16 protein-coding genes are annotated in these 20,420 nt (G+C 61.3%); 7 read left to right on the forward strand and 9 right to left on the reverse strand.

Annotated elements, in window-relative coordinates; translation table 11 throughout:
* Positions 1 to 81: 81 nt before the first annotated feature.
* The 7 genes from CKW19_RS25845 to CKW19_RS25875 all read left to right on the forward strand — a co-directional run bounded on the left by CKW19_RS25845 (position 82) and on the right by CKW19_RS25875 (position 9,020).
* Complete coding sequence (locus CKW19_RS25845) at positions 82 to 390, forward strand: DUF485 domain-containing protein (RefSeq protein WP_095061026.1); 309 nt, start codon at positions 82 to 84, stop codon at positions 388 to 390.
* Positions 387 to 2,033, forward strand: a complete 1,647-nt coding sequence (locus CKW19_RS25850) for a cation acetate symporter (RefSeq protein ID WP_095061028.1) — start codon at positions 387 to 389, stop codon at positions 2,031 to 2,033. The genes CKW19_RS25845 and CKW19_RS25850 overlap by 4 nt, the downstream gene beginning before the upstream one ends.
* 34 nt (positions 2,034 to 2,067) lie before the next feature.
* Entirely contained in the window at positions 2,068 to 3,321 is a 1,254-nt protein-coding gene (locus tag CKW19_RS25855) for an OprD family porin (RefSeq protein WP_095061030.1), read from the forward strand.
* A 58-nt stretch (positions 3,322 to 3,379) separates the two neighbouring features.
* Positions 3,380 to 5,449 carry a phenylacetic acid degradation bifunctional protein PaaZ gene (gene paaZ, locus CKW19_RS25860; RefSeq protein WP_095061032.1) on the forward strand — a complete coding sequence of 690 codons (2,070 nt, stop codon included), beginning with the start codon at positions 3,380 to 3,382 and terminating at the stop codon, positions 5,447 to 5,449.
* Positions 5,450 to 5,805: 356 nt separating this feature from the next.
* A complete protein-coding gene (locus CKW19_RS25865; RefSeq protein WP_095061034.1) occupies positions 5,806 to 6,366 on the forward strand; it encodes a YSC84-related protein in 561 nt (186 codons plus the stop codon).
* A 270-nt stretch (positions 6,367 to 6,636) separates the two neighbouring features.
* The gene (locus CKW19_RS25870) at positions 6,637 to 8,103 is read left to right on the forward strand and encodes a DUF3300 domain-containing protein (RefSeq protein WP_095061036.1); all 1,467 of its coding nucleotides are present in this window, start codon (positions 6,637 to 6,639) and stop codon (positions 8,101 to 8,103) included.
* Positions 8,104 to 8,129: 26 nt separating this feature from the next.
* Positions 8,130 to 9,020: a DUF2950 domain-containing protein gene (locus CKW19_RS25875; RefSeq protein ID WP_095061038.1), complete on the forward strand. Its 891-nt coding sequence runs from the start codon at positions 8,130 to 8,132 to the stop codon at positions 9,018 to 9,020.
* 307 nt (positions 9,021 to 9,327) lie between these two features.
* Here the strand turns inward: CKW19_RS25875 and CKW19_RS25880 are convergent, their stop codons facing one another.
* The 9 genes from CKW19_RS25880 to CKW19_RS25920 all read right to left on the reverse strand — a co-directional run bounded on the left by CKW19_RS25880 (position 9,328) and on the right by CKW19_RS25920 (position 20,414).
* Positions 9,328 to 10,368, reverse strand: a complete 1,041-nt coding sequence (locus tag CKW19_RS25880) for a Rieske 2Fe-2S domain-containing protein (protein ID WP_095061040.1) — start codon at positions 10,366 to 10,368, stop codon at positions 9,328 to 9,330.
* A gap of 178 nt (positions 10,369 to 10,546) precedes the next feature.
* Positions 10,547 to 11,923, reverse strand: a complete 1,377-nt coding sequence (locus tag CKW19_RS25885) for a DUF1329 domain-containing protein (RefSeq protein WP_095061042.1) — start codon at positions 11,921 to 11,923, stop codon at positions 10,547 to 10,549.
* Positions 11,924 to 12,024: 101 nt separating this feature from the next.
* Entirely contained in the window at positions 12,025 to 13,227 is a 1,203-nt protein-coding gene (locus CKW19_RS25890) for a helix-turn-helix transcriptional regulator (RefSeq protein WP_095061044.1), read from the reverse strand.
* Between the two features lie 75 nt (positions 13,228 to 13,302).
* Positions 13,303 to 14,511, reverse strand: a complete 1,209-nt coding sequence (locus CKW19_RS25895) for an acetyl-CoA C-acyltransferase (protein ID WP_095061046.1) — start codon at positions 14,509 to 14,511, stop codon at positions 13,303 to 13,305.
* A 7-nt stretch (positions 14,512 to 14,518) separates the two neighbouring features.
* Positions 14,519 to 14,989 (reverse strand): MaoC family dehydratase, encoded by a 471-nt coding sequence (locus CKW19_RS25900; RefSeq protein WP_095061048.1) that lies wholly within the window; start codon positions 14,987 to 14,989, stop codon positions 14,519 to 14,521.
* A gap of 10 nt (positions 14,990 to 14,999) precedes the next feature.
* Positions 15,000 to 15,785: an SDR family oxidoreductase gene (locus CKW19_RS25905; RefSeq protein ID WP_095061050.1), complete on the reverse strand. Its 786-nt coding sequence runs from the start codon at positions 15,783 to 15,785 to the stop codon at positions 15,000 to 15,002.
* Between the two features lie 1,479 nt (positions 15,786 to 17,264).
* Positions 17,265 to 18,143 (reverse strand): SDR family oxidoreductase, encoded by an 879-nt coding sequence (locus tag CKW19_RS25910; protein ID WP_095061052.1) that lies wholly within the window; start codon positions 18,141 to 18,143, stop codon positions 17,265 to 17,267.
* Between the two features lie 57 nt (positions 18,144 to 18,200).
* Positions 18,201 to 19,352, reverse strand: coding sequence for an acetyl-CoA C-acetyltransferase (locus tag CKW19_RS25915; protein ID WP_060543482.1), 1,152 nt, complete (start codon positions 19,350 to 19,352; stop codon positions 18,201 to 18,203).
* Between the two features lie 3 nt (positions 19,353 to 19,355).
* Complete coding sequence (locus CKW19_RS25920; RefSeq protein ID WP_095061054.1) at positions 19,356 to 20,414, reverse strand: acyl-CoA dehydrogenase family protein; 1,059 nt, start codon at positions 20,412 to 20,414, stop codon at positions 19,356 to 19,358.
* Positions 20,415 to 20,420: the final 6 nt, after the last annotated feature.

Genomic DNA, 20,420 nt, shown 5'->3' on the forward strand with positions numbered 1-20,420 from the left:
CCGGCCTTATCGCCAGCAAGCCGGCTCCTACAGGGGGAAAACCGTGGTCACCCCAAAAAAAACAAAAAAAGGACGCTACCCATGAGCCCGCAAGAAGTAGAACTCATCCGCCAGCACCCGGATTTCATCCAGCTGGTTCGCCGTAAACAGAAGCTGTACTGGTCGCTGAGCCTGGCCATGCTGGTGATTTACTACGGCTTCGTGCTGCTGGTGGCTTTCTCCCCTTCTACCCTCGGCCAATCCCTGAACGGCGGCGTGACCACCGTGGGCATGCTGGTGGGTGTCGTCATTGTCGGGCTGGCCTTTGCGCTGACCGGGTTCTATGTCTATCGCGCCAACAACGTGATCGATCCGCTGAATGAAAAACTCAAGCAGGAGTGCGCCCGATGAGCCGCCTTATCGCGTTGTTCCTGCTGCCGCTGGCGGCTGTCACGGATGTTGCGCTGGCCGCCGACGGCGCCGCCCGCCCACTGAACTGGAACGCCATCGGCATGTTCCTGGTGTTCGTGCTGTTCACCCTTGGCGTGACACGCTGGGCGGCACTTCGCACCCGCTCCACCAGCGATTTTTATACCGCTGGCGGCGGCATGACCGGTTTCCAGAACGGTCTGGCGATTGCCGGCGACATGATCTCGGCGGCCTCGTTCCTCGGCATCTCCGCGATGATGTTCCTCAATGGCTACGACGGCTTGCTCTACGCACTGGGCGTTTTGGCTGGCTGGCCGATCATCCTGTTCCTGATTGCCGAGCGCCTGCGCAACCTGGGCAAGTACACCTTTGCCGACGTGGTTTCCTATCGACTGGAACAGACCCCGGTGCGCCTGACCTCTGCCTTCGGCACCCTGACCGTGGCCCTGATGTACCTGGTGGCGCAGATGGTCGGCGCCGGCAAGCTGATCGAATTGCTGTTCGGCATCGACTACCTCTACGCCGTGATGCTGGTCGGCGTATTGATGGTGTTCTACGTGACCTTCGGCGGCATGCTCGCCACCACCTGGGTGCAGATCATCAAGGCGGTGATGCTGCTGTTCGGCACCACCTTCATGGCATTCATGGTGCTCAAGCACTTCGGCTTCAGCACTGAAGCGATGTTTGCCGGCGCAACCGCCGTGCACGCCAAGGGCAACGCGATCATGGCCCCCGGCGGCTTGCTGTCCAATCCGATCGATGCGATTTCTTTGGGCTTGGGAATGATGTTCGGCACCGCCGGCCTGCCGCACATCCTGATGCGTTTCTTCACCGTCAGCGATGCCAAGGAAGCGCGTAAAAGCGTGTTCTACGCCACCGGTTTTATCGGCTACTTCTACTTGCTGCTGATCATCGTCGGCTTCGGCGCCATCGTCATGGTCGGCACCGATCCGGCGTTCCGTGACGCCAACGGCGCGATCATCGGCGGCGGCAACATGATCGCCGTGCACCTGGCCCAGGCGGTAGGCGGCAACCTGTTCCTTGGTTTCATCTCGGCGGTCGCTTTCGCCACCATTCTGGCGGTGGTGGCCGGGCTGGCACTGTCCGGCGCCTCGGCGGTGTCCCACGACCTGTATGCCTGCGTGATGCGTAAAGGAAAGGCCACCGAGCAACAGGAAATCCGCGTTTCGCGCATCGCCACCCTGTGCATCGGTGTGCTGGCGATCATCCTTGGCCTGCTGTTCGAATCGCAGAACATTGCCTTCCTCTCGGGCCTGGTGCTGGCCATCGCCGCGTCGGTGAATTTCCCGGTGCTGTTCCTTTCGATGTACTGGAAAGGCCTGACCACCCGTGGCGCCGTCACCGGCAGCCTGGCGGGCCTGGTGTCGGCGATTGTGTTGCTGGTGCTGAGCCCGGCGGTGTGGGTCAACGTGCTGCATCACGACAAGGCGCTGTTCCCTTACTCCAACCCAGCGCTGTTTTCCATGAGCCTGGCGTTCTTCAGTGCATGGCTGTTTTCCGTCACCGATACCTCGCCCCGTGCAGCCCTTGAGCGCGGTCGTTATCTGGCGCAGTTCATCCGTTCGATGACTGGCATTGGTGCCTCTGGCGCCAGCAAACACTGAATAACGACCGATGAGTTGGTAGGGAATAAAAATAATGAAACCCGCACGTACTGCACCTTTTGAATCACTGTTTTCGCTGGCCGCCGCATTGAGCCTGCCCATGATCGCGCCCTGCGCCATGGCCGACTTCATCGGCGACAGCAAGGCCCGCATTGATATGCGCAATCACTACATCAATCGCGATTTCCGTCAGGACAACGCGCCGCAATCCAAGGCCGAAGAATGGGCCCAGGGATTCACTGCGCGCATCGAGTCCGGGTTCACCGACGGTACTTTCGGTGTCGGTCTCGACGCACTGGGCGAACTGGGGCTCAAGCTCGACTCCAGTCCTGATCGCCGTGGCACCGGGCTGCTGCCGTTCGGCCCGCAGAGCCATGAGCCCGACGACGAGTACAGCGAACTGGGGCTGACCGGCAAACTGCGCGTATCCAAAAGCGTATTGAAACTCGGCACCCTGCAACCCTTGCTGCCGGTCGCGACCTATAACGACACACGCCTTTTGAGCTCGACCTTCGAGGGCGGCTTGTTGACGAGTCAGGACATCAATGGCCTGACCCTGAACGCCGGACGTCTGACCAAGGCCAACCTGCGGGATTCTTCCAGCAACGATGACATCGGCTACGGCGCCGCCAGCAGTGATCACTTCGATTTCGGCGGAGGCAGCTACGCATTCAGCCCGCAACTGAACGTGAGCTACTACTACGGCAAGCTTGAACAGATCTATCGCCAGCAATTCGTCGGGCTGGTGCATATGCAACCTTTGGGCAGCGGCTTCAACCTGCGCAGCGACATACGCTACTTCGACAGTCGCGGCGATGGCGCCGAAAAGGCCGGACGCATCGACAACCGCAACTTCAACAGCATGTTCACCGTGTCCCACGGCGCCCACAAGGTCAGCGCGACCTACCAGCAATTGTCCGGCGACAGCGCCTTCCCGTTTCTCAACGGTGGCGATCCGTACGTGGTCAACCTGGTGACCTACAACACCTACACCCGCGCCGAAGAGGACTCCTGGCAACTGCGTTACGACTATGACTTCGCGGCGCAAGGCATTCCCGGCCTGACCTTCATGACCCGCTACACCGACGGCAGCCATGTCAAGGCGGGCAGGGTCGACAACGGCAGCGAATGGGAGCGCGACACCGACATCAGTTATGTCATCCAGAGCGGCCCGTTCAAGGACGTCAGCTTGCGCTGGCGCAACGTGACCTTCCGTTCCGGTAATGGCTTGACGACCGACATCGATGAGAACCGCTTGATCGTCGGTTACACCCTGGCGCTTTGGTAATTCCGAAACAGTGCGGCTGCGGCCGCACTTACACTTTTCACAATCAGGAGCAATCGTGATGTCTCACGCCCCTACCCCGCATGCCCCTACCCTGCAGAGTTTCATCGCTGGTCGCTGGATCGGCCAACAGGGCGCGCAAGTGCTGCGCAGTGCCATCGACGGCCATGAAATCGCCCGTACCCACGAAGAGCGCCCGGATTTCGCCGAAGCCATCGAGCATGGCCGCCGCCAAGGCATCAGCGGCTTGATGGCGCTGGACTTCCAGCAGCGCGCCCAGCGTCTCAAGGCCCTGGCCCTGTACCTGAGCGAGCGCAAGGAACAGCTCTACGCGATTTCCCACCACAGCGGCGCAACCCGGGCCGACAGCTGGATCGACATCGAAGGCGGTAACAGCACGTTGTTCACCTACGCCAGCCTCGGTTCCCGTGAACTGCCGTCGGGCAACGTCGTCCACGAAGGCCCGGCGATGCAGTTGAGCAAACTGGGCACCTTCGCCGGTACGCACATTCTGGTGCCACGCGGCGGCCTGGCCGTGCACATCAACGCGTTCAACTTCCCGATCTGGGGCATGCTGGAAAAATTCGCCCCGAGCTTCCTTGCCGGCATGCCGTGCATCGTCAAACCGGCCAGCGCCACCAGTTACCTGACTGAAGCCGTGGTCCGCCTGATGGACGAATCCGGCCTGTTGCCGGCGGGCAGCCTGCAATTGATCATCGGTGGCACCGGCGACCTGCTCGACCGTCTGCAAGGCCAGGACGTGGTGACTTTCACCGGTTCCGCCGACACCGCGGCCAAGCTGCGGGTCAACCCGAACCTGATCCGCAATTCGGTACCGTTCAACGCCGAAGCCGACTCGCTGAACTGCGCAATCCTCGCTCCGGACGTGACCCCGGATGACGAAGAGTTCGAGCTGTTCATCAAGGAAGTCGCCCGGGAAATGACCACCAAGGCCGGGCAGAAATGCACCGCCATCCGCCGCGCCATCGTCCCGGCCAAGCACATCGACGCCGTGGCTACCCGCCTGCGCGCTCGTCTGGCCAAAGTCGTGGTCGGCGACCCGTCGGTGGAAGGCGTGCGCATGGGCGCACTGGCTTCCCACGATCAGCAGAAAGACGTGAGCGAACGTCTGGAAGCGCTGTTGCAGAGCAGCGACATGCTGTTCGGTGCCCGCGACGGTTTCGAACCGCGCGGTGAAAATGTCGACAAAGGCGCGTTCTTCGCCCCGACCCTGTTGCAGGCCCGTGACCCACACGCCGAAGGCGGCGCCCACGATATCGAAGCGTTCGGCCCGGTTAGCACCCTGATGGCCTACGACGATCTGGACGAAGCACTGGCCCTGGCCGCACGCGGCAGAGGCAGCCTGGTGGCGAGTTTGATCACCAAAGACCCGAAAATCGCCGCCAAAGCCATCCCGGTAGCGGCCGCATTGCATGGTCGTCTGTTGGTGCTGGATCGCGAGTCCGCTGGCGAATCCACCGGCCACGGCTCGCCGCTGCCACAACTCAAGCATGGCGGCCCGGGACGTGCTGGCGGTGGTGAAGAACTCGGCGGCCTGCGAGCAGTGAAGCACTACCTGCAACGTGCAGCGGTGCAAGGCTCGCCAACCATGCTGGCAGCAGTCACCGGCGAATTCGTCCGTGGCGCGAAAGTCATCGAGACTGAAGTCCATCCGTTCCGCCGCCACTTCCAGGACCTGCAGATCGGCGAGTCGCTGCTGACCCACCGTCGCACCGTCACCGAAGCGGACCTGGTGAACTTCGGCTGCCTGTCGGGCGACCACTTCTATATGCACTTCGACGATATCGCGGCCAAGGAATCGCAATTCGGCAAGCGCATCGCCCACGGTTACTTCGTGCTCTCGGCGGCAGCCGGTCTGTTCGTCTCCCCTGGCGTCGGCCCGGTACTGGCCAACTACGGCCTGGACACTTTGCGCTTCATCAACCCGGTGGGCATCGGCGACACCATCCAGGCGCGCCTGACCTGCAAGCGCAAGATCGACCAGGGCAAGACTAGCCCGCAAGGCATCCCGCAAGGGGTGGTGGCGTGGGACGTGGAAGTCACCAACCAGTTGGGAGAGCTGGTGGCCAGCTATGACATCCTGACGCTGGTGGTGAAGCGCGAGGACTAAACCCGCCTCAGAGATCGTTCCCACGCCGTGGGAACGATCCTTCAACGTTGAACGGCGATCAAACGCGTAAAACAAGCAACGCCGGATGATCGCGGCACGCGCTGAGCACCATGTAATCTGGCGCCAGGCACCCAATCCTGATGAAAAACCATTTGAACACGAACCCGCACATTGCCCGGTGGTCATAACAGGTGATGGCATCGCGATGGATCAGCGGCCCTGGGCCTCATTCAAGCGCGAAGCTGCATTTCACACACTGTAGGGTGCGCCGGATAACGTTCAGCGAACTCGGTCCCTGTCTGAGGCAGGTGCTGATCGCTGCCTTGCATCCAATGCTCCCTCTTCGGAGTACGGAAATGACTCAATCAATGCGGTACTTTCTGTCGTTCTTCCTCGCGGTTGCAACACTGGCATCGGCAAGTCTGCTGAACACTGCAGCAGCGGCCAGTGCCGAGGACCTGAATGCCGACGCTCGCCAAGCGTTGCAACTGCTCTACAAGAGCAATCCAACTGCCGAAACCCTCTCACGCCAGGCCAAAGCCATACTGGTCTTCCCGAAAATCATCAAAGCAGGACTCGTGTTCGGTGGCAGCTATGGCGAAGGCGTGCTGATGAAGGGCACTAAAGTAGAGAACTATTACAACTCGGTCAGCGGGTCGTGGGGGCTGCAGGCCGGCGCCCAGTCGTATGGCTATGCGGTGTTTCTGATGACCGACAAGGCATTGAAATACATCACCGAAACCAAAGGCTGGGAAATCGGTGTAGGCCCCACCGTTGTCGTGGTGGATGAAGGGGTTGCGAAAAACCTGTCCAGCTCGACGATCAAAGACGACGCTTATGCCTTCATCTTCGACCAACAAGGGTTGATGGCCGGGATCAGTATCGAGGGTACGAAGATTTCCCTTATCAAGCGCTGACTTCTTTGAGATCGATTCCTGTCAGAGGGTATTGGCAGGAATCGACCTCTTCTGCGCACATTTCGCCCTCCCGTTGCCTCCCGTAAACACCCGTGAATCTTTGCGCCAACCGCTCAAATCAGTGCGGCAATGCATCATTGGCAAAAATTGTTTGTTTACGCCCTTCAAAAAACCGCATTGAAGCTAAGCTCAAGGGCTCGCAGGGTTGGTTTTTGCCTGCCTGACATTGATCCACTCACTTCAAGCCTGCCTGACCACATAGGGGGTGCAATGCGCATTCCAGTCCTTTACACGTTGTCAGCTGTACTGTTTTTGAGCGGATCCACCTGCCTGGCGCAGTCAACGACCGCACCCGCCAACGTCGTCAGCCCGGCACCCGCCGCGGCGTTGGCCAAAACCCCGGTGTTTACCCAGGAACAGTTGGATCAGATGCTGGCACCCATTGCGCTTTACCCGGACCCGTTGCTGGCCCAGGTACTGATGGCAACCACCTACCCCGGCGAGATCACGGAGGCGGTAGCCTGGTCGAAGGCTCATCCGGACGCCAAGGGCGACGATGCGGTCAAACAAGTGGCGAGCCAGCCCTGGGATCCGAGCGTGCAGGCCCTGGTCGCTTTCCCTCAGGTTCTGGCAACGCTGGGGCAAGATCCCGTCTGGGTACAACGCCTGGGGGATGCCTTCCTGGCACAGCCCGACGATGTCATGCAGGGCGTGCAACGCTTGCGTCATCAGGCGCAGGCGGCAGGCAACCTGCAGAGCAATCAATATCAGAACGTGACCATCCAGAATAGTCCCGCACCGGCGCCGGCCCCCGCACAGGAAGCCCCTGCTCCAGCCCCCGCCAGCAGCTCTACCATCATCATTCAGCCCGCCGATCCGCAGGTGGTGTACGTGCCCACCTATAACCCGACAACCACGTACGGCACCTGGGCTTACCCGGCGTCACCTCCCGCGTACTATCCACCGCCACCTGCGTATTACCCAGGTCAGGCTTTGATGGCCGGGCTGGCATTCGGGACCGGTGTGGCTATCGTTGGGGCGTTGTGGGGCGAATGTGACTGGGACGATAACGACGTCGACATCGACGTCGACCGTTACAACAACATCAATGCCAACAATCGAATCAACAACGGTAACTGGGAACACAACCCGGTTCACCGCAACGGCGTGCCTTATCGCGACGGCAAGAGCCGGGAACAGTACGGTCGCCAACTCAACGGTGCGAATCAGCGTGAAGCCTACCGAGGCGACAACGCCCAACGTGCCCAGGCTCGTGAAAACGCCCGCAGTTCCATGGACCGGGCCGGTATCGAAAGACCGCCCACCAGCAACCTCGAAGCCCGTGACCAAGCACGCAGAGCCCAAGCCGGAACCTCGGACAGAAATCGGGCACAAGCAGGAGCAGACCGGCCTAGAACGGCTGACAGAAGCCAGGGCACGGCCAGAAATACTCGGGATAATCAGCAACAGAGAAATCAGTCCTCTCAGTTGAATCAGCGTAGAGACGGTCAAGCGCAAACGCGGCAAGCCAGCCAAAAGCGGCCCAAAGCCAGTACCGGTAGTGCCCGCAACAATGCGTTCGCCGGCGCCCGCTCACCGTCGAGGACTCAAGCTCAGGCCAACCGTGGCCGGGCCAGCCAGGCCTCTGCCCAACGTCCCCAAGCCTCGCGATCGGCCGGTCAGCAGGTCAGTCGGCCGTCCAATCCACCATCGCGTCAAAGGGGGGGCCGCCGTTGAAAAATCATCCTCAAGTGAAACGACTCATGGGCTCGCTCCCTCAGGTGCTTGCGCTGACGGCCGGCTTGCTGTGGTCGTGTATCGCATCGGCACAGCAGGTATTTCCAACGCCAGAAAAGGCTGTCGAAGCGTTCGTCGAAGCATTGGGCACGGAGCACGCCGACCAGGCACGCCTGACAGAGTTGCTGGGCAGCGAATGGCACAGCTTCATCCCGCGCGAAGGCGTACAGCGCAAAGACGTGGATGCATTTTTGCAGCATTACCGCGAGCAACACCGGATTGAAAAAACCGGTGATCGAAAGGCTGTTCTGGACGTCGGTGCAGACCACTGGACAATGCCTATTCCGTTGGTCGAAGACGCCAATGGCTGGCGCTTCGACACGAAGGCCGGCAGTGCCGAAATCCGTGCACGTCGAATTGGCCGCAACGAGCTTAACGCGGTGCAATCGGTGCTGGCCTATCACGATGCCCAGATGGACTACGCGGCAGTGGACCGTGACGGTGACGGCGCCCTCGAATACGCACAGAAAATCTTCAGCACCGAAGGCAAGCACGACGGACTCTACTGGGCAGACGACGGCAGCGGCCAGATCAGCCCGCTCGGGCCTTCGTTCGGCAGAGCCATTGCCGACGAAGAATGGCGCGGCTACCGCTTTCGCATCCTTAAAGGCCAGGGCCCTTCGGCGCCCGGTGGCGCCTATAACTATCTCATCGGCGACAAGATGAGCCGAGGTTTTGCGCTGATCGCCTGGCCAGCGAAATACAACGACACCGGAGTGATGAGCTTCATGATCAGTCATGAAGGTCAGGTGTTCGAGAAGGACCTGGGGCCCGATGGAGAAAAAATCGGGCAAGCGATGAAGCGCTTCGATCCGGATGCCAGTTGGAAGGAAGTGGATGTAGACAAGGATCAATAACCGTTACCTAACGGAGATTAAGCCAGTTCGGGACACTCGAACTCATCGCGACACAGCTCGCATAACGCTTGCAGGCCAGGACGCTGGGGGATTCCGGCGGTACCGAAACCTGCACGGTCACCACCAGGGAAAACAGGACAAACAAGGGGACGACATAGGCAAGAAGACTTTTTATTTTCATTGTCAGTGCTCTCATGACCTTTGAATCCGACCTGCTCCACTGCCATGCCTTGCAGGGTGGCAGTGCCGCCGCGCGCGGCGCCTTCGAGGACAAATGCTTATCGCGGGAAGGCGCCTTGTTGCTCTGTCAACGCTCGTCGACCGTAATGAACTCGCGACGCTCGGCCATGAATGCCGGCACGTCGTCCTCATTGGTGAAGAACTGCTCGTACCACTCGCGCAGCTGGTAAACCGGGCCGTCGGTTTCTGCCAGCACCGGCTTGTCGATACGGATCTTGTGCTTCCAGATCACCACGTCCTGATAGAACGAGTCGCGGTTGCCCTGGACATAGGCCTTGGCCACTTCCTGGTTTTGTTCTTCAGTCCAGCCTGGTACGCGCTTGACCATGCAACCAAAGCGCAGGTCGAAGCTGTTCGGCGTCACCGGTACGTGGCTGTTAAGCAAAATCGCGTGGATGCGCACGTCGCCGAACATCGAGCTGATGTGCGTGAAGTGCGTGGCCGGGCCGTAGTAAGCCGATGGCGCGATCAGGTCACCGCCCAGGCGTTCGGAATCGCCATGGAAAATCTGATGGCCGATATGCCCTTCGAACACATTGGCGAAATACTTCGTCGGCGTCCCGTGCACCGGCCCGAAGTGCTGGGCATCTACCAGGTTATCAACCAACTCCCGTGGGTTGGTTTCGATGTGCATGGTGTCGATGTTCCAGTCATGAACCCAATCCGGATCATCCATCTCAGGCATATGTGGAATGATCACGCCCTCTTTTGGCGGGCGGCCTTCGGGGTTGTTCCAGACGAACAGCAGGTTGTTTTCCTCGCAGGTCAACCAGCTGCGGGTCTTGGCCTTGGGTGGAATGCGTTTGCAGTAAGGAATCTCTACGCACTTACCGCCAGTGTCGTACTTCCAATGGTGGAACGGGCAGACCAGCTTGTCGTTTTCGATGGTGCCCTGGGACAGGTCCGCGCCCATGTGCGGGCAATAGGCATCCAGAATACTGATCGTGCCCTGGCTGTCGGCAAAGGCCACCAGGCGGGTGCCGAAGACTTCCAGGGTATGGGGTTTGCCATCGCGGTAATCGCTGGCATTGCCCAGACAGTGCCAGCCGCGCGCGTAACGGTGGGTACGCTGGGCGTTCTCGATGTTGATTTCAGCGAGTTTCGTCATTGTTATTGTTCCTCGAGTGCAGACTTCGGGGCAGGCAATGCCCCCAAGAAATACAGGGTGATCCCATGGCGAACATCATTGAGGAGTCGCGCAAGCAGATCATCCTTCAGTTGGACTAGATCAAATGCGAGCCACTCTCAATCGGCGCCCATGGCCCGACGGGCGCCGTGCTTGAGGGTTATTGGCCGAAGCGCCGAGCGGCTTCCGGACCAAAGTCGCGGGGACTGAAACCGGGTTTGTTCAACAGGTAACCGTTGCGCTGCTCGTTGATCAGGTTGAACGCCAGGTAGCTGCCGGCATTGAGGTCGTAATACAGGCCGACGCCTGCTTGCTGGCGCTGGCTTTCGTAGGCGTAGAAGTAGTTGACCATTGAGGTACGCCACAGCTCGCCACGGTTGTCGTAATTGTCGGCGAGCATCGGGAACCAGGTGTCTTCGTCGACATACAACTTGCGTTTGCCATACAAGTGGCGATACCCGGGTTTGAGAGTGCCTTCCAGCTCCCAAACACGATGACGCTCATAGCGCATGACGTCGGGATTGATGTGGCCGGGGGTCAGCAGGTCGGCGTACTTAAGATTGCCCGCGTGCAGGCGATAGGTGTTGTAGGGAATGTACATCTCGCGCTTGCCGACGATCTTCCAGTCGTAGCGCTGGCCCGAACCGTTGAACAGGCGCACTTCGTCCACCGTGATCGAGCCACCACTGCCAGGGAACGACATGTCGAAACCATAACCCGGCGATTGACGCACACGGCGGGTGCCGGGATCGTAACGCCAGGCCTGGCGCGGTTCGGTCTTATCGTTCCAGAACTCGGTGCCGGTATTGATCTCGCCCTTGTCCCGTTGCGGCAGCAAGGTCTCGTTGAGATAGAACGACGAGTTGCCGGAGGTTTCGCCAATCTTGCCCGGCTCCAGCGACGGCGCCAGGTTGCGCGAATGCACGCGACCCCAGTTGATGTTGCCGTCCTTGAGCACGTAGGCGTTATCCGAGACATATTCCTCGGTCCAGGCGCGCAAGGTAAACGTCGAGGCGTTTTTCAATAGTTCCAGGCCGCTGCGCGGTACTGGGAACGGTGTGCCGCCGGTCTTGCCGACCACGCCTTCGCCGTCATCCACCAAACGCGCGACACTGGCGTTTTCACGCGTGGCCTGGCAGACCGCGTCGTTGTAACGAAAATCCCGATGCGAGGGATAGACCGGCATTTTGTAAGTGCCCGGGTACAGCTTGAACAGCGCTTTCTGGCCGTCGGACAGGTAGTCGCTGTATTGCGCAATGTTCTGCGCGGTGATCACGAACAGCGGCTTTTCGTCCGGGTACGGATCCACCGGATGGTTGCCCGTGCCCTTGAAATCGACGTGGGGCGGTGCACCCAGCCACTTGCCGCTGAACGCTGGAATGCTACCGTCGGCATTGCCGGCCTTTTCCGCGCCCAGGCACGTCAAGTCGTTGCCCAAGCGCGGGATGTCTTCCGGTGCGGCGTGCACCGTGCCGATGGCACTGCACCCCAATAACAACACCAAGGCCCAGCCAGGGGACTGATTACTGCCGGTCATTTTTATTCTCCTTAGGTTCGACAACGGTTGCCCAGTATCGACAGCCCAGGAACCCGGCAGCATCGTCCGCACGGACTAACGCATTTTTACGCAGCCGCACCTCACAACCGGGCCCCGGCCGGCTGTGGCGCACCCAGCGCCACCACGCTGTTGAGCATGATCCGCACCAGCTCGGTCTGGCGCCGCACACCGGTCTTGGAGAAAATCGAACGCAAGTGCGCACGCGCGGTGTTACGGCGAATATTGAGCAGTTCCGAGGCTTCCTCCAACGACAGACCGTTGGCCAGTTCCAGGGCCAGTGCAGTTTCCGCCGGGGTCAAGTTGTACAGTTGCGACGTCAACACCGTACTCACCAGCGACTTGCTCACCGCATCGCGCACATACACCACCACCGTCGGCTTGCCGTTGCCTTCGAGCAGATCCCGGGAGGGGATCAACTCCACCACAACCCCCAGGCTGACCTGTCCGGAAGGACGGGAAATCGACGTCGCCTCGGCCACCTGCACACCCTTGCCGACACCCTGCCTGGCTCGCTGAAAAGCATTTCGCACCAGGCGAGTCAATTCACGATTGTCACTGGGATACGTGGCCTCCAGCCGACCGCCCACCACCTTGAGGCCGTCCTGACTGTCGAGAATGTCCCGGGCCACGGGATTGAGTTGCACCACGCTGCCGTTTTCATCGAGCACGATGGTCGCCACCGCGAGGCGGCTGATCGTCTGCGAATACAGACTGCCGAGGGACTCACTGCGGTCGAGCTGCGAATACAGGTGCAAGGTCCGGCGCAGGTGCGGTAACAACATGGCGCACATGGCCCGCTCGGTCTCACTGAAAGCCGGCTGACCCTGCGGCCGATTGATCCGAAAGCGCACCGTGCCGCCATCCGGCATGCGGATATCGGCACCGAGCATGTGGTAGCAATCGTAGGGTTGGCAGTACAGCAGGTAAAACGCCGAACTGGCCCACTCGGCATCGCTCATCAGTTCATCGATGGTGAACACGGTGTCGGTGGGCAAGCCTTCGAACAGGGTGGATTTGGCGTAGTAGGCATAATGGTTAATCCCGCCCTGCCCCAGTTCGATATCACCGGCAACCACCATCGGTGACAACAGCGGCTCGTCCTGGACCCGCAGGATCAGGGTAACGAAATTGGCCTTGAACAATGCGCGGATCTCGCGCAACGAGTCGCTCAGGCAGCGAGTATTCATCGCCGCTTCGTAGATGTTGCCGATAATCCGTTCGTACTCGGCCAGCTCCAGGCCCATTTGCGCCAGGACCTGTGCATTGGGCATGTGACTTTGCATAACCATTCCCCAGCAGCGGGCCCGACCAGCGGGCCCCCATGGATTGAATCGCGACGGCGCGGCGCTCCGCTCGCCTCACGGCAGTTCGAACAGGCCTGCGGCGCCCATGCCGCCACCGATGCACATGGCAATGACCACATAGCGCACACCGCGCCGCCGTCCTTCGAGCAAGGCGTGGCCGACCATCCGCGCGCCGGACATACCGAAAGGATGCCCGATGGCAATCGCCCCACCATTCACGTTCAGGCGATCAGCCGGGATCTGCAGCGCATCGCGACAATGCAACACTTGGCTGGCAAAGGCCTCGTTGATCTCCCACAGACCGATGTCCGCGACCCCCAAGCCAAATCGCTTGAGCAGCTTGGGAATGGCGATCACCGGGCCGATGCCCATTTCTTCTGGCGCGCAGCCGCCCACGGCAATACCGCGGTAGATGCCCAGCGGCGTCAGTCCCCGACGCTTGGCCTCGGCGCGGCTCATCAGCAGGCTGGCCGCGGCACCGTCGGAGAATTGCGAGGCGTTGCCAGCGGTGACGAACTCGCCCTGCTCGATCCATTTGCCGTCCTTCCACACCGGCTTCAATCCGGCCAGATCTTCCAGGCGCGTATTGGGCCGGTTGCACTCGTCGCGCAGGACCTCCACGCGTTCATGGTCATTGGGCTGGCCATCGGCGGCGAACAGCAGCTTGTCGACGCTCAGGCCGACAATTTCCTCGTCGAACAGGCCATCACGCTGGGCGGCAGCGGTGCGTAGCTGGCTTTGCAGCGAGTATTCATCCTGGGCGGCGCGGCTAATGCCATAGCGGCGCGAGACAATCTCGGCGGTTTCGATCATCGGAATGTAGGCGCTGGGCATCACCTGCAGCACGGCTTCAGACTGCGCGCGAAAGCTGTTCTTGTGTTTGGTCTGGGTCAGCGACAGGGATTCCACGCCGCCGCCGATGGCGATGTTCATCTCGCCGGTCATGATGCCCTTCGCTGCCACACCGATACTCATCAGGCCGGAAGCGCACATCCGGTCCAGAGCCATACCCGGCACGCTGTCCGGCAATCCACCGGTGTAGGCACAGAGCCGACCGATGTTGTAGGCCTGGGTGCCCTGCTGGACCGCCGCGCCCATGATCACATCCTCGACGTCAGCCGGCTCGATGCCGGCGCGCTCGACCACCGCGCGCACGACATGGCCGCCCAGCACCGGGGCCTCGGTATCGTTGAAGGATCCGCGAAACGACTTGGCCAGCGCGGTACGGGCGGTGGCGACGATGACAACTTCATTCAGGTCCATGGGCAACTCACTCGGAAATTGGGTTGAAGGTGTAGCGGCTTATGGTGTCGATCACGCAGCCCGGGCGCGTCTGGCCCTCGACTTCCATGGTCATGCGCACCACCAGTTGCACGGCGTCGCCTAGGGTTTCGGCGCGGATGATCTGGCCGCTGCCGCGCACTCGCGAGTCGACCTTGACCGGTGCAGGGAAGCGCACCCGGTCGCTGCCGTAGTTGACGCCCATGGCCATGTTTTCGATGGTCATCAGCTGCGGCATGAACAGATTGGCCAGGGACTGAGTCAGGTAGCCGTGGGCAATGCAGGCACCGAAAGGACCGCTGGCGGCACGCACCGGGTCGACATGAATCCACTGGTGATCACTGGTGGCTTCGGCGAACAGGTCGATGCGTTGCTGGTCGATGGTCAGCCATTCGGTGTGGCCCAGGTCCAGGCCTTCGGCCGCAAGCAACGCCTGGGCACTGCTGAAAACGTGACTCATGATTGAGTCCTCAAGCCTGTTGCGAACTGACGGACAGCACTTCGCCGACCATGTAGGAGGCATAGTCGCTGGCTAGGAACATCATCACGTTGGCCACTTCCCAGACTTCGGCGGCGCGACCGAACGCCTCACGCCCGGCGAGACTGGCTAGCAACTCTTCACTGGAGGCTTTCTTGAGGAAGTCGTGCAGGGCAATCGATGGCGATACCGCATTGATGCGCACACCAAACTCGGCGGCTTCAAGCGCACTGCAGCGGGTCAGCGCCATCACCCCGGCCTTGGCGGCGGCGTAATGGGCTTGTTCCTTCTGTGCCCGCCAACCGAGCACCGAGGCGTTGTTGACGATGGCGCCCGAACCACGGCGCTGCATGTGCGGCAACATCGCCCGCGTCATGCGGAAGGTACCGGTCAAGGTCACATCCAGCACCCGCAACCATTCTTCGTCACTCATCTCGACCACGCGCTTTTGACCACCCAAGCCCGCGTTGTTGATCAGCACATCGACCCCGCCCAACGCCTCTTCGGCGGCAGCCACCAGGGCCTGGACTTCGTCTTCGACAGTGACATTGCACAGCTGGCCATAAATCGCCTGCAGACCAGTCTCGGCCTTGAGGCGCTCCACTGCGTCTTCCAGGCGCCGCGAATGCACATCGGAAATCATCAGCGCTCGACAGCCTTCCTCAGCACTGCGGCGGGCCGCCGAATAACCGATGCCAGCGCCGGCGGCAGCGGTAATCAGCACCGTTTTTCCAGCCAGCAGTTGATGACCAGGCACATAAGGGGGGGCTTGTTTCACAGCGTCTACCTCCGAAGAAATCAATACGCTGCAGTTGTACGGAGGGAGCGATGCGGGCGCATCGTCAAAATGGGGTATGAAGGTGGAGAAGGATGACGTGGTGCAACGGATACACTGCGGTGCTAGCAAGATCAAAAGATCGCAGCCTTCGGCAGCTCCTACAGGGGGACGCGTTCACCAGAGATCAGGTCGGCCCGTAGGCCGCCTCGCTTTGGCTTTGGTTTTTGATCTTCTTGCCCCATCGAGAGGCCGAGCGCAGGTTCTGCGCAGTGGGCAACCCGGCATGGATGCCGGGTTAGCCGCGCACGGCCATGGATAGCCGATCGCGGCGGGCCCACGGAGCAGGACCGGAGCGAGGGTATGCCGAGCCACAGCGAGGCACCGAACGAAAGGGGCAAGAGCCCTTGGTTACTTGGGGCTTTTCCAAGTAACCCGCTGTAAGAGCGGAACCGTAAGTGGCCGTTACCGCAGGAATGGATATTTACTCGGTCAAAATCCAGGTCGGCTGTCAGGCCGCTATCGCTGGCAGCCAGCTCCTACAGTAGATCGGGTACAGCTGCCAGAGATGGGTCGGCTGTCAGGCCACCATCGCTGGCAAGCCAGCTCCTACAGGGGGACGCGTTCACCAGAGATCAGGTCGGCCCGTAGGCCGCCTCGCTTTGGCTTTGGTTTTTGATCTTCTTGCCCCATCGAGAGGCCGAGCGCAGGTTCTGCGCAGTGGGCAACCCGGCATGGATGCCGGGTTAGCCGCGCACGGCCATGGATAGCCGATCGCGGCGGGCCCACGGAGCAGGACCGGAGCGAGGGTATGCCGAGCCACAGCGAGGCACCGAACGAAAGGGGCAAGAGCCCTTGGTTACTTGGGGCTTTTCCAAGTAACCCGCTGTAAGAGCGGAACCGTAAGTGGCCGTTACCGCAGGAATGGATATTTACTCGGTCAAAATCCAGGTCGGCTGTCAGGCCGCTATCGCTGGCAAGCCAGCTCCTACAGGGGGATGCGTTCACCAGAGATCAGGCCGGCCCGTAGGCTGCCTCGCTTTGGCTTTGGCTTTGGCTTTTGATCTTCTTGCCCCATCGAGAGGCCGAGCGCAGGTTCTGCGCAGTGGGCAACCCGGCATGGATGCCGGGTTAGCCGCGCACGGCCATGGATGGCCGATCGCGGCGGGCCCACGGAGCAGGACCGGAGCGAGGGTATGCCGAGCCACAGCGAGGCACCGAACGAAAGGGGCAAGAGCCCTTGGTTACTTGGGGCTTTTCCAAGTGACCCGCTGTAAGAGCGGAACCGTAAGTAGCCGTTACCGCAGGAATGGATATTTACTCGGTCAAAATCCAGGTCGGCTGTCAGGCCGCTATCGCTGGCAAGCCAGCTCCTACAGTAGATCGGGTACAGCTGCCAGAGATGGGTCGGTTGTGAGGTCGCCATCGCTGGCAAGCCAGCTCCTACAGTTGATCGAGTGAGTCCGCGAGTGAGGCGGGGCTTCAAGTGCCCCAGACTTTCTGCGCCTTCGGCGCTTCGGCGAGGATCGCATCCACTGCCGCGCCGATTTCTTCTGCCTGCCACAACGCACCTTTGTCGCGAGTGACGCCGGTGCGCCAGCCGTCACCGAGGGAAATTCGCCCGCCCTGACTTTCGAAGATCTGACCGCTGACGTGAGCCGACGCAGGGCTTCCCAGCCACACCACCAGCGGCGCAACGTTTTCCGCGGCCCAAGCATCAAAGCTGCCGTCCTCGGGTTTTTTCACCACGTCGGGCATGGCGCCCTCGGTCATCGAGGTGCGTGCGGCCGGTGCCAGCGCGTTGGCGGTGACGCCGTAGCGAGCCAGTTCCGCCGCTTGCACCAGGGTCAGTGAAGCAATGCCGCCCTTGGCCGCCGAATAATTGGACTGTCCCACCGAGCCTTGCAGGCCGGCGCCGGAGCTGGTGTTGATGATCCGCGCGTCGACCGGTGTACCGGCCTTGGTCAGGTCGCGCCAGCGTCGGCCCAGGATGTTGGCCAGGCAGTAATGCCCCTTGAGATGGACGCGCATAACCATGTCCCAGTCTTCTTCACTGAGGCTGATGAACATGCGGTCGCGCAACACCCCGGCATTGTTGATCAGCACATGCACTTCACCGAACGCCGCCAATGCTGCATCGACGATGCGCTGCGCGGTGGCCAGGGTCGTAATGTCGTCGCTGTTGGCAATCGCCTGACCACCGTTGGCGCGAATCTCACCTGCCACATCTTCTGCAGCCTCGGCGCGAATATCGTTGACCACCACGTTGGCCCCTTGCGCAGCGAACGCCAGGGCGTAGGCGCGACCGAGTCCGCCGCCGGCCCCGGTGATGATCACGGTGCGGTCTGCACACATAGCCATGTTTGACTCCTTAAAAAATGGATGGCCGCACGCCCGAAGCGGCGGCCGGCAAAAAAATCACAAGCGTTCGATAATGGTCACGTTGGCCTGGCCGCCGCCTTCACACATGGTTTGCAAGCCATAGCGGCCACCGCTGCATTCCAGTTCGTTGAGCAGCGTGGTCATCAGTCGTGCGCCGGTCGCGCCCAACGGATGGCCGAGGGCAATCGCACCGCCATTGACGTTGGTGCGCGCAGGGTCGTAATCCAGCTCCTTGGCCCAGGCCATGACCACCGAGGCAAAGGCTTCGTTGATCTCCACGCGGTCGATGTCGGCCATGCTCAGGCCGCTTTTGGCCAAGGCCCGGCGGGTAGCCGCAATCGGGGCAGTGAGGTGCCAGATCGGATCGTCACCGAGCACCGTCAACTGATGAATCCGTGCCCGTGGCGTCAGGTCGTAGCGCTTGAGCGCCGCCTCGGACACCACCAGCAACGCCGCCGAGGCGTCGCAGGTCTGGCTGGAAACGGCCGCGGTGATCGAGGGAAATTGCGGGTCCACCGGTTGCAATTCGGCCATCTTCGCCAGGCTGCTGTGGCGCGGGGTTTCATCCACCGCCAGGCCCTGGCAGCTGACGATTTCCCGGGCAAAGCGGCCACTGGCGATGGCCGCCAAAGCGCGCTCGTGGCTTTGCAAAGCAAACGCTTCCATTTGCTCGCGGCTGATCTGCCAGTGATCGGCAATCCGTTGTGCCGCGTAGAACTGGTTCACTGGCTGCTGGCCAAACCGCGCGCGCCAGCCGACGCTGCCCGAGAACGGATCAGCAAAACCCAGCGGCTGGCCGGCGAGCATCGCCGAGGAAATCGGGATCTGGGTCATGGTCTGTACCCCGCCCACCGCAACCACATCCTGGGTGCCGCTCATCACCGCCTGCGCGGCGAAGTGCAGCGCCTGTTGCGACGACCCGCACTGGCGATCGACTGTGGTGCCGGGCACCGTCAGGGGTAAACCGGCGGCTAGCCAACTGGTGCGCGCGATATCGCCGGCCTGGGAACCGATGGTGTCGACGCAACCGAATATCACGTCGTCATAATCTTCCGCAGGGATCGCATTGCGCTCCACCAGCGCCTTGAGCACATGGGCGCCTAGGTCAATCGCGTGGATCTCGCTCAGCCCTCCCTTGCGTTTGCCGGTAGGGCTGCGCAGTGCATCAACAATGTAGGCCTGTGCCATGACTCATTCCTCGAAAGTATGCCCCGGCCCCAGGCCGGTGGCGTCGGCGAACAGGTAGTCGCTGACACGGGTTTTGTGGAAGCCGCGGTCCCCCCAGGACGCATCGAGGGCCCAGGCTCGCTTCATGAACATTTGCAGATCCACTTCCCAGGTGTACCCCATCGCACCGTGCACCTGGATGCCTTTGCGCGCGGCAATCCAGCTCGCCTCATTCGCCGCCAGACGCGCTTGGGAAACCCAGACGCCAGCGTTGTCTTCGCCTCGAGCCAAGGCATGGGCGGCGCGGTACAGCACCGGCTTGGCCTGTTCGATGTAACGGGCCACGTCGGCCAGGTGATGTTTGACCGCCTGGAAACTGCCGATCGGTTTGCCGAACTGTTTGCGTTGGGCCACGTAGTCCACCGACAGGTCGAGCATGCGCTGCGCCAGCCCTAACAGTTGCCCGGCCACCGACAGCGCGCCACGGTCCAACAGGCGTTCCTGCAAAGCCCGACCCTGCTCGCCGCTGGCCACGCAGGTCGCCGCGGACGGAGTCCAGCTCACCCGGCCCAGACGTCGCGAAGCATCGATGCTCGGGTGGTTTTCCACGTCCACTTCGGTTCGCGGCACCACGTGGATGTCGTCGCCGTCGGTGAGTATCAACACTTCGGCCAGTTGCGCGTCGCTGACCAGGGCATTGACTGGATGACTGATTGCCATGCGCAAACTGCCATCGGCGATCCGTGGCAACAGATCGGCGCGGGCGGGATGCCCCGCGGGCAGAGCGGCGAGCAAGCCACTGGCGACATAGGCGGTGTCGGCCAAGGAATCAGGAATGGCGTAGTAACCCAGATCCTGGGTCATCAGCGCCCAGGTCACATCGTCCATGCCAAGGCCACCTTCAGCCTCGGGCACCGACAAGGCGGTCAGGCCCTGATCAGCGATCTTGTTGCGCAAGTCCCGAGAACGCCCGGCATCGGTCTCCCAGATTTCCCTGAGCATTTCCGGTGCAGCTTCGGTCATCAGGAAACGACTGATGGCTTCGCGGAACGCCAACTGGTCATCGTTAAAAGTGAAGTCCATGGGCGG

Source organism: Pseudomonas sp. Irchel s3f7 (genome assembly GCF_900187615.1).
In the GTDB taxonomy this organism is placed as follows: Bacteria; Pseudomonadota; Gammaproteobacteria; order Pseudomonadales; family Pseudomonadaceae; genus Aquipseudomonas.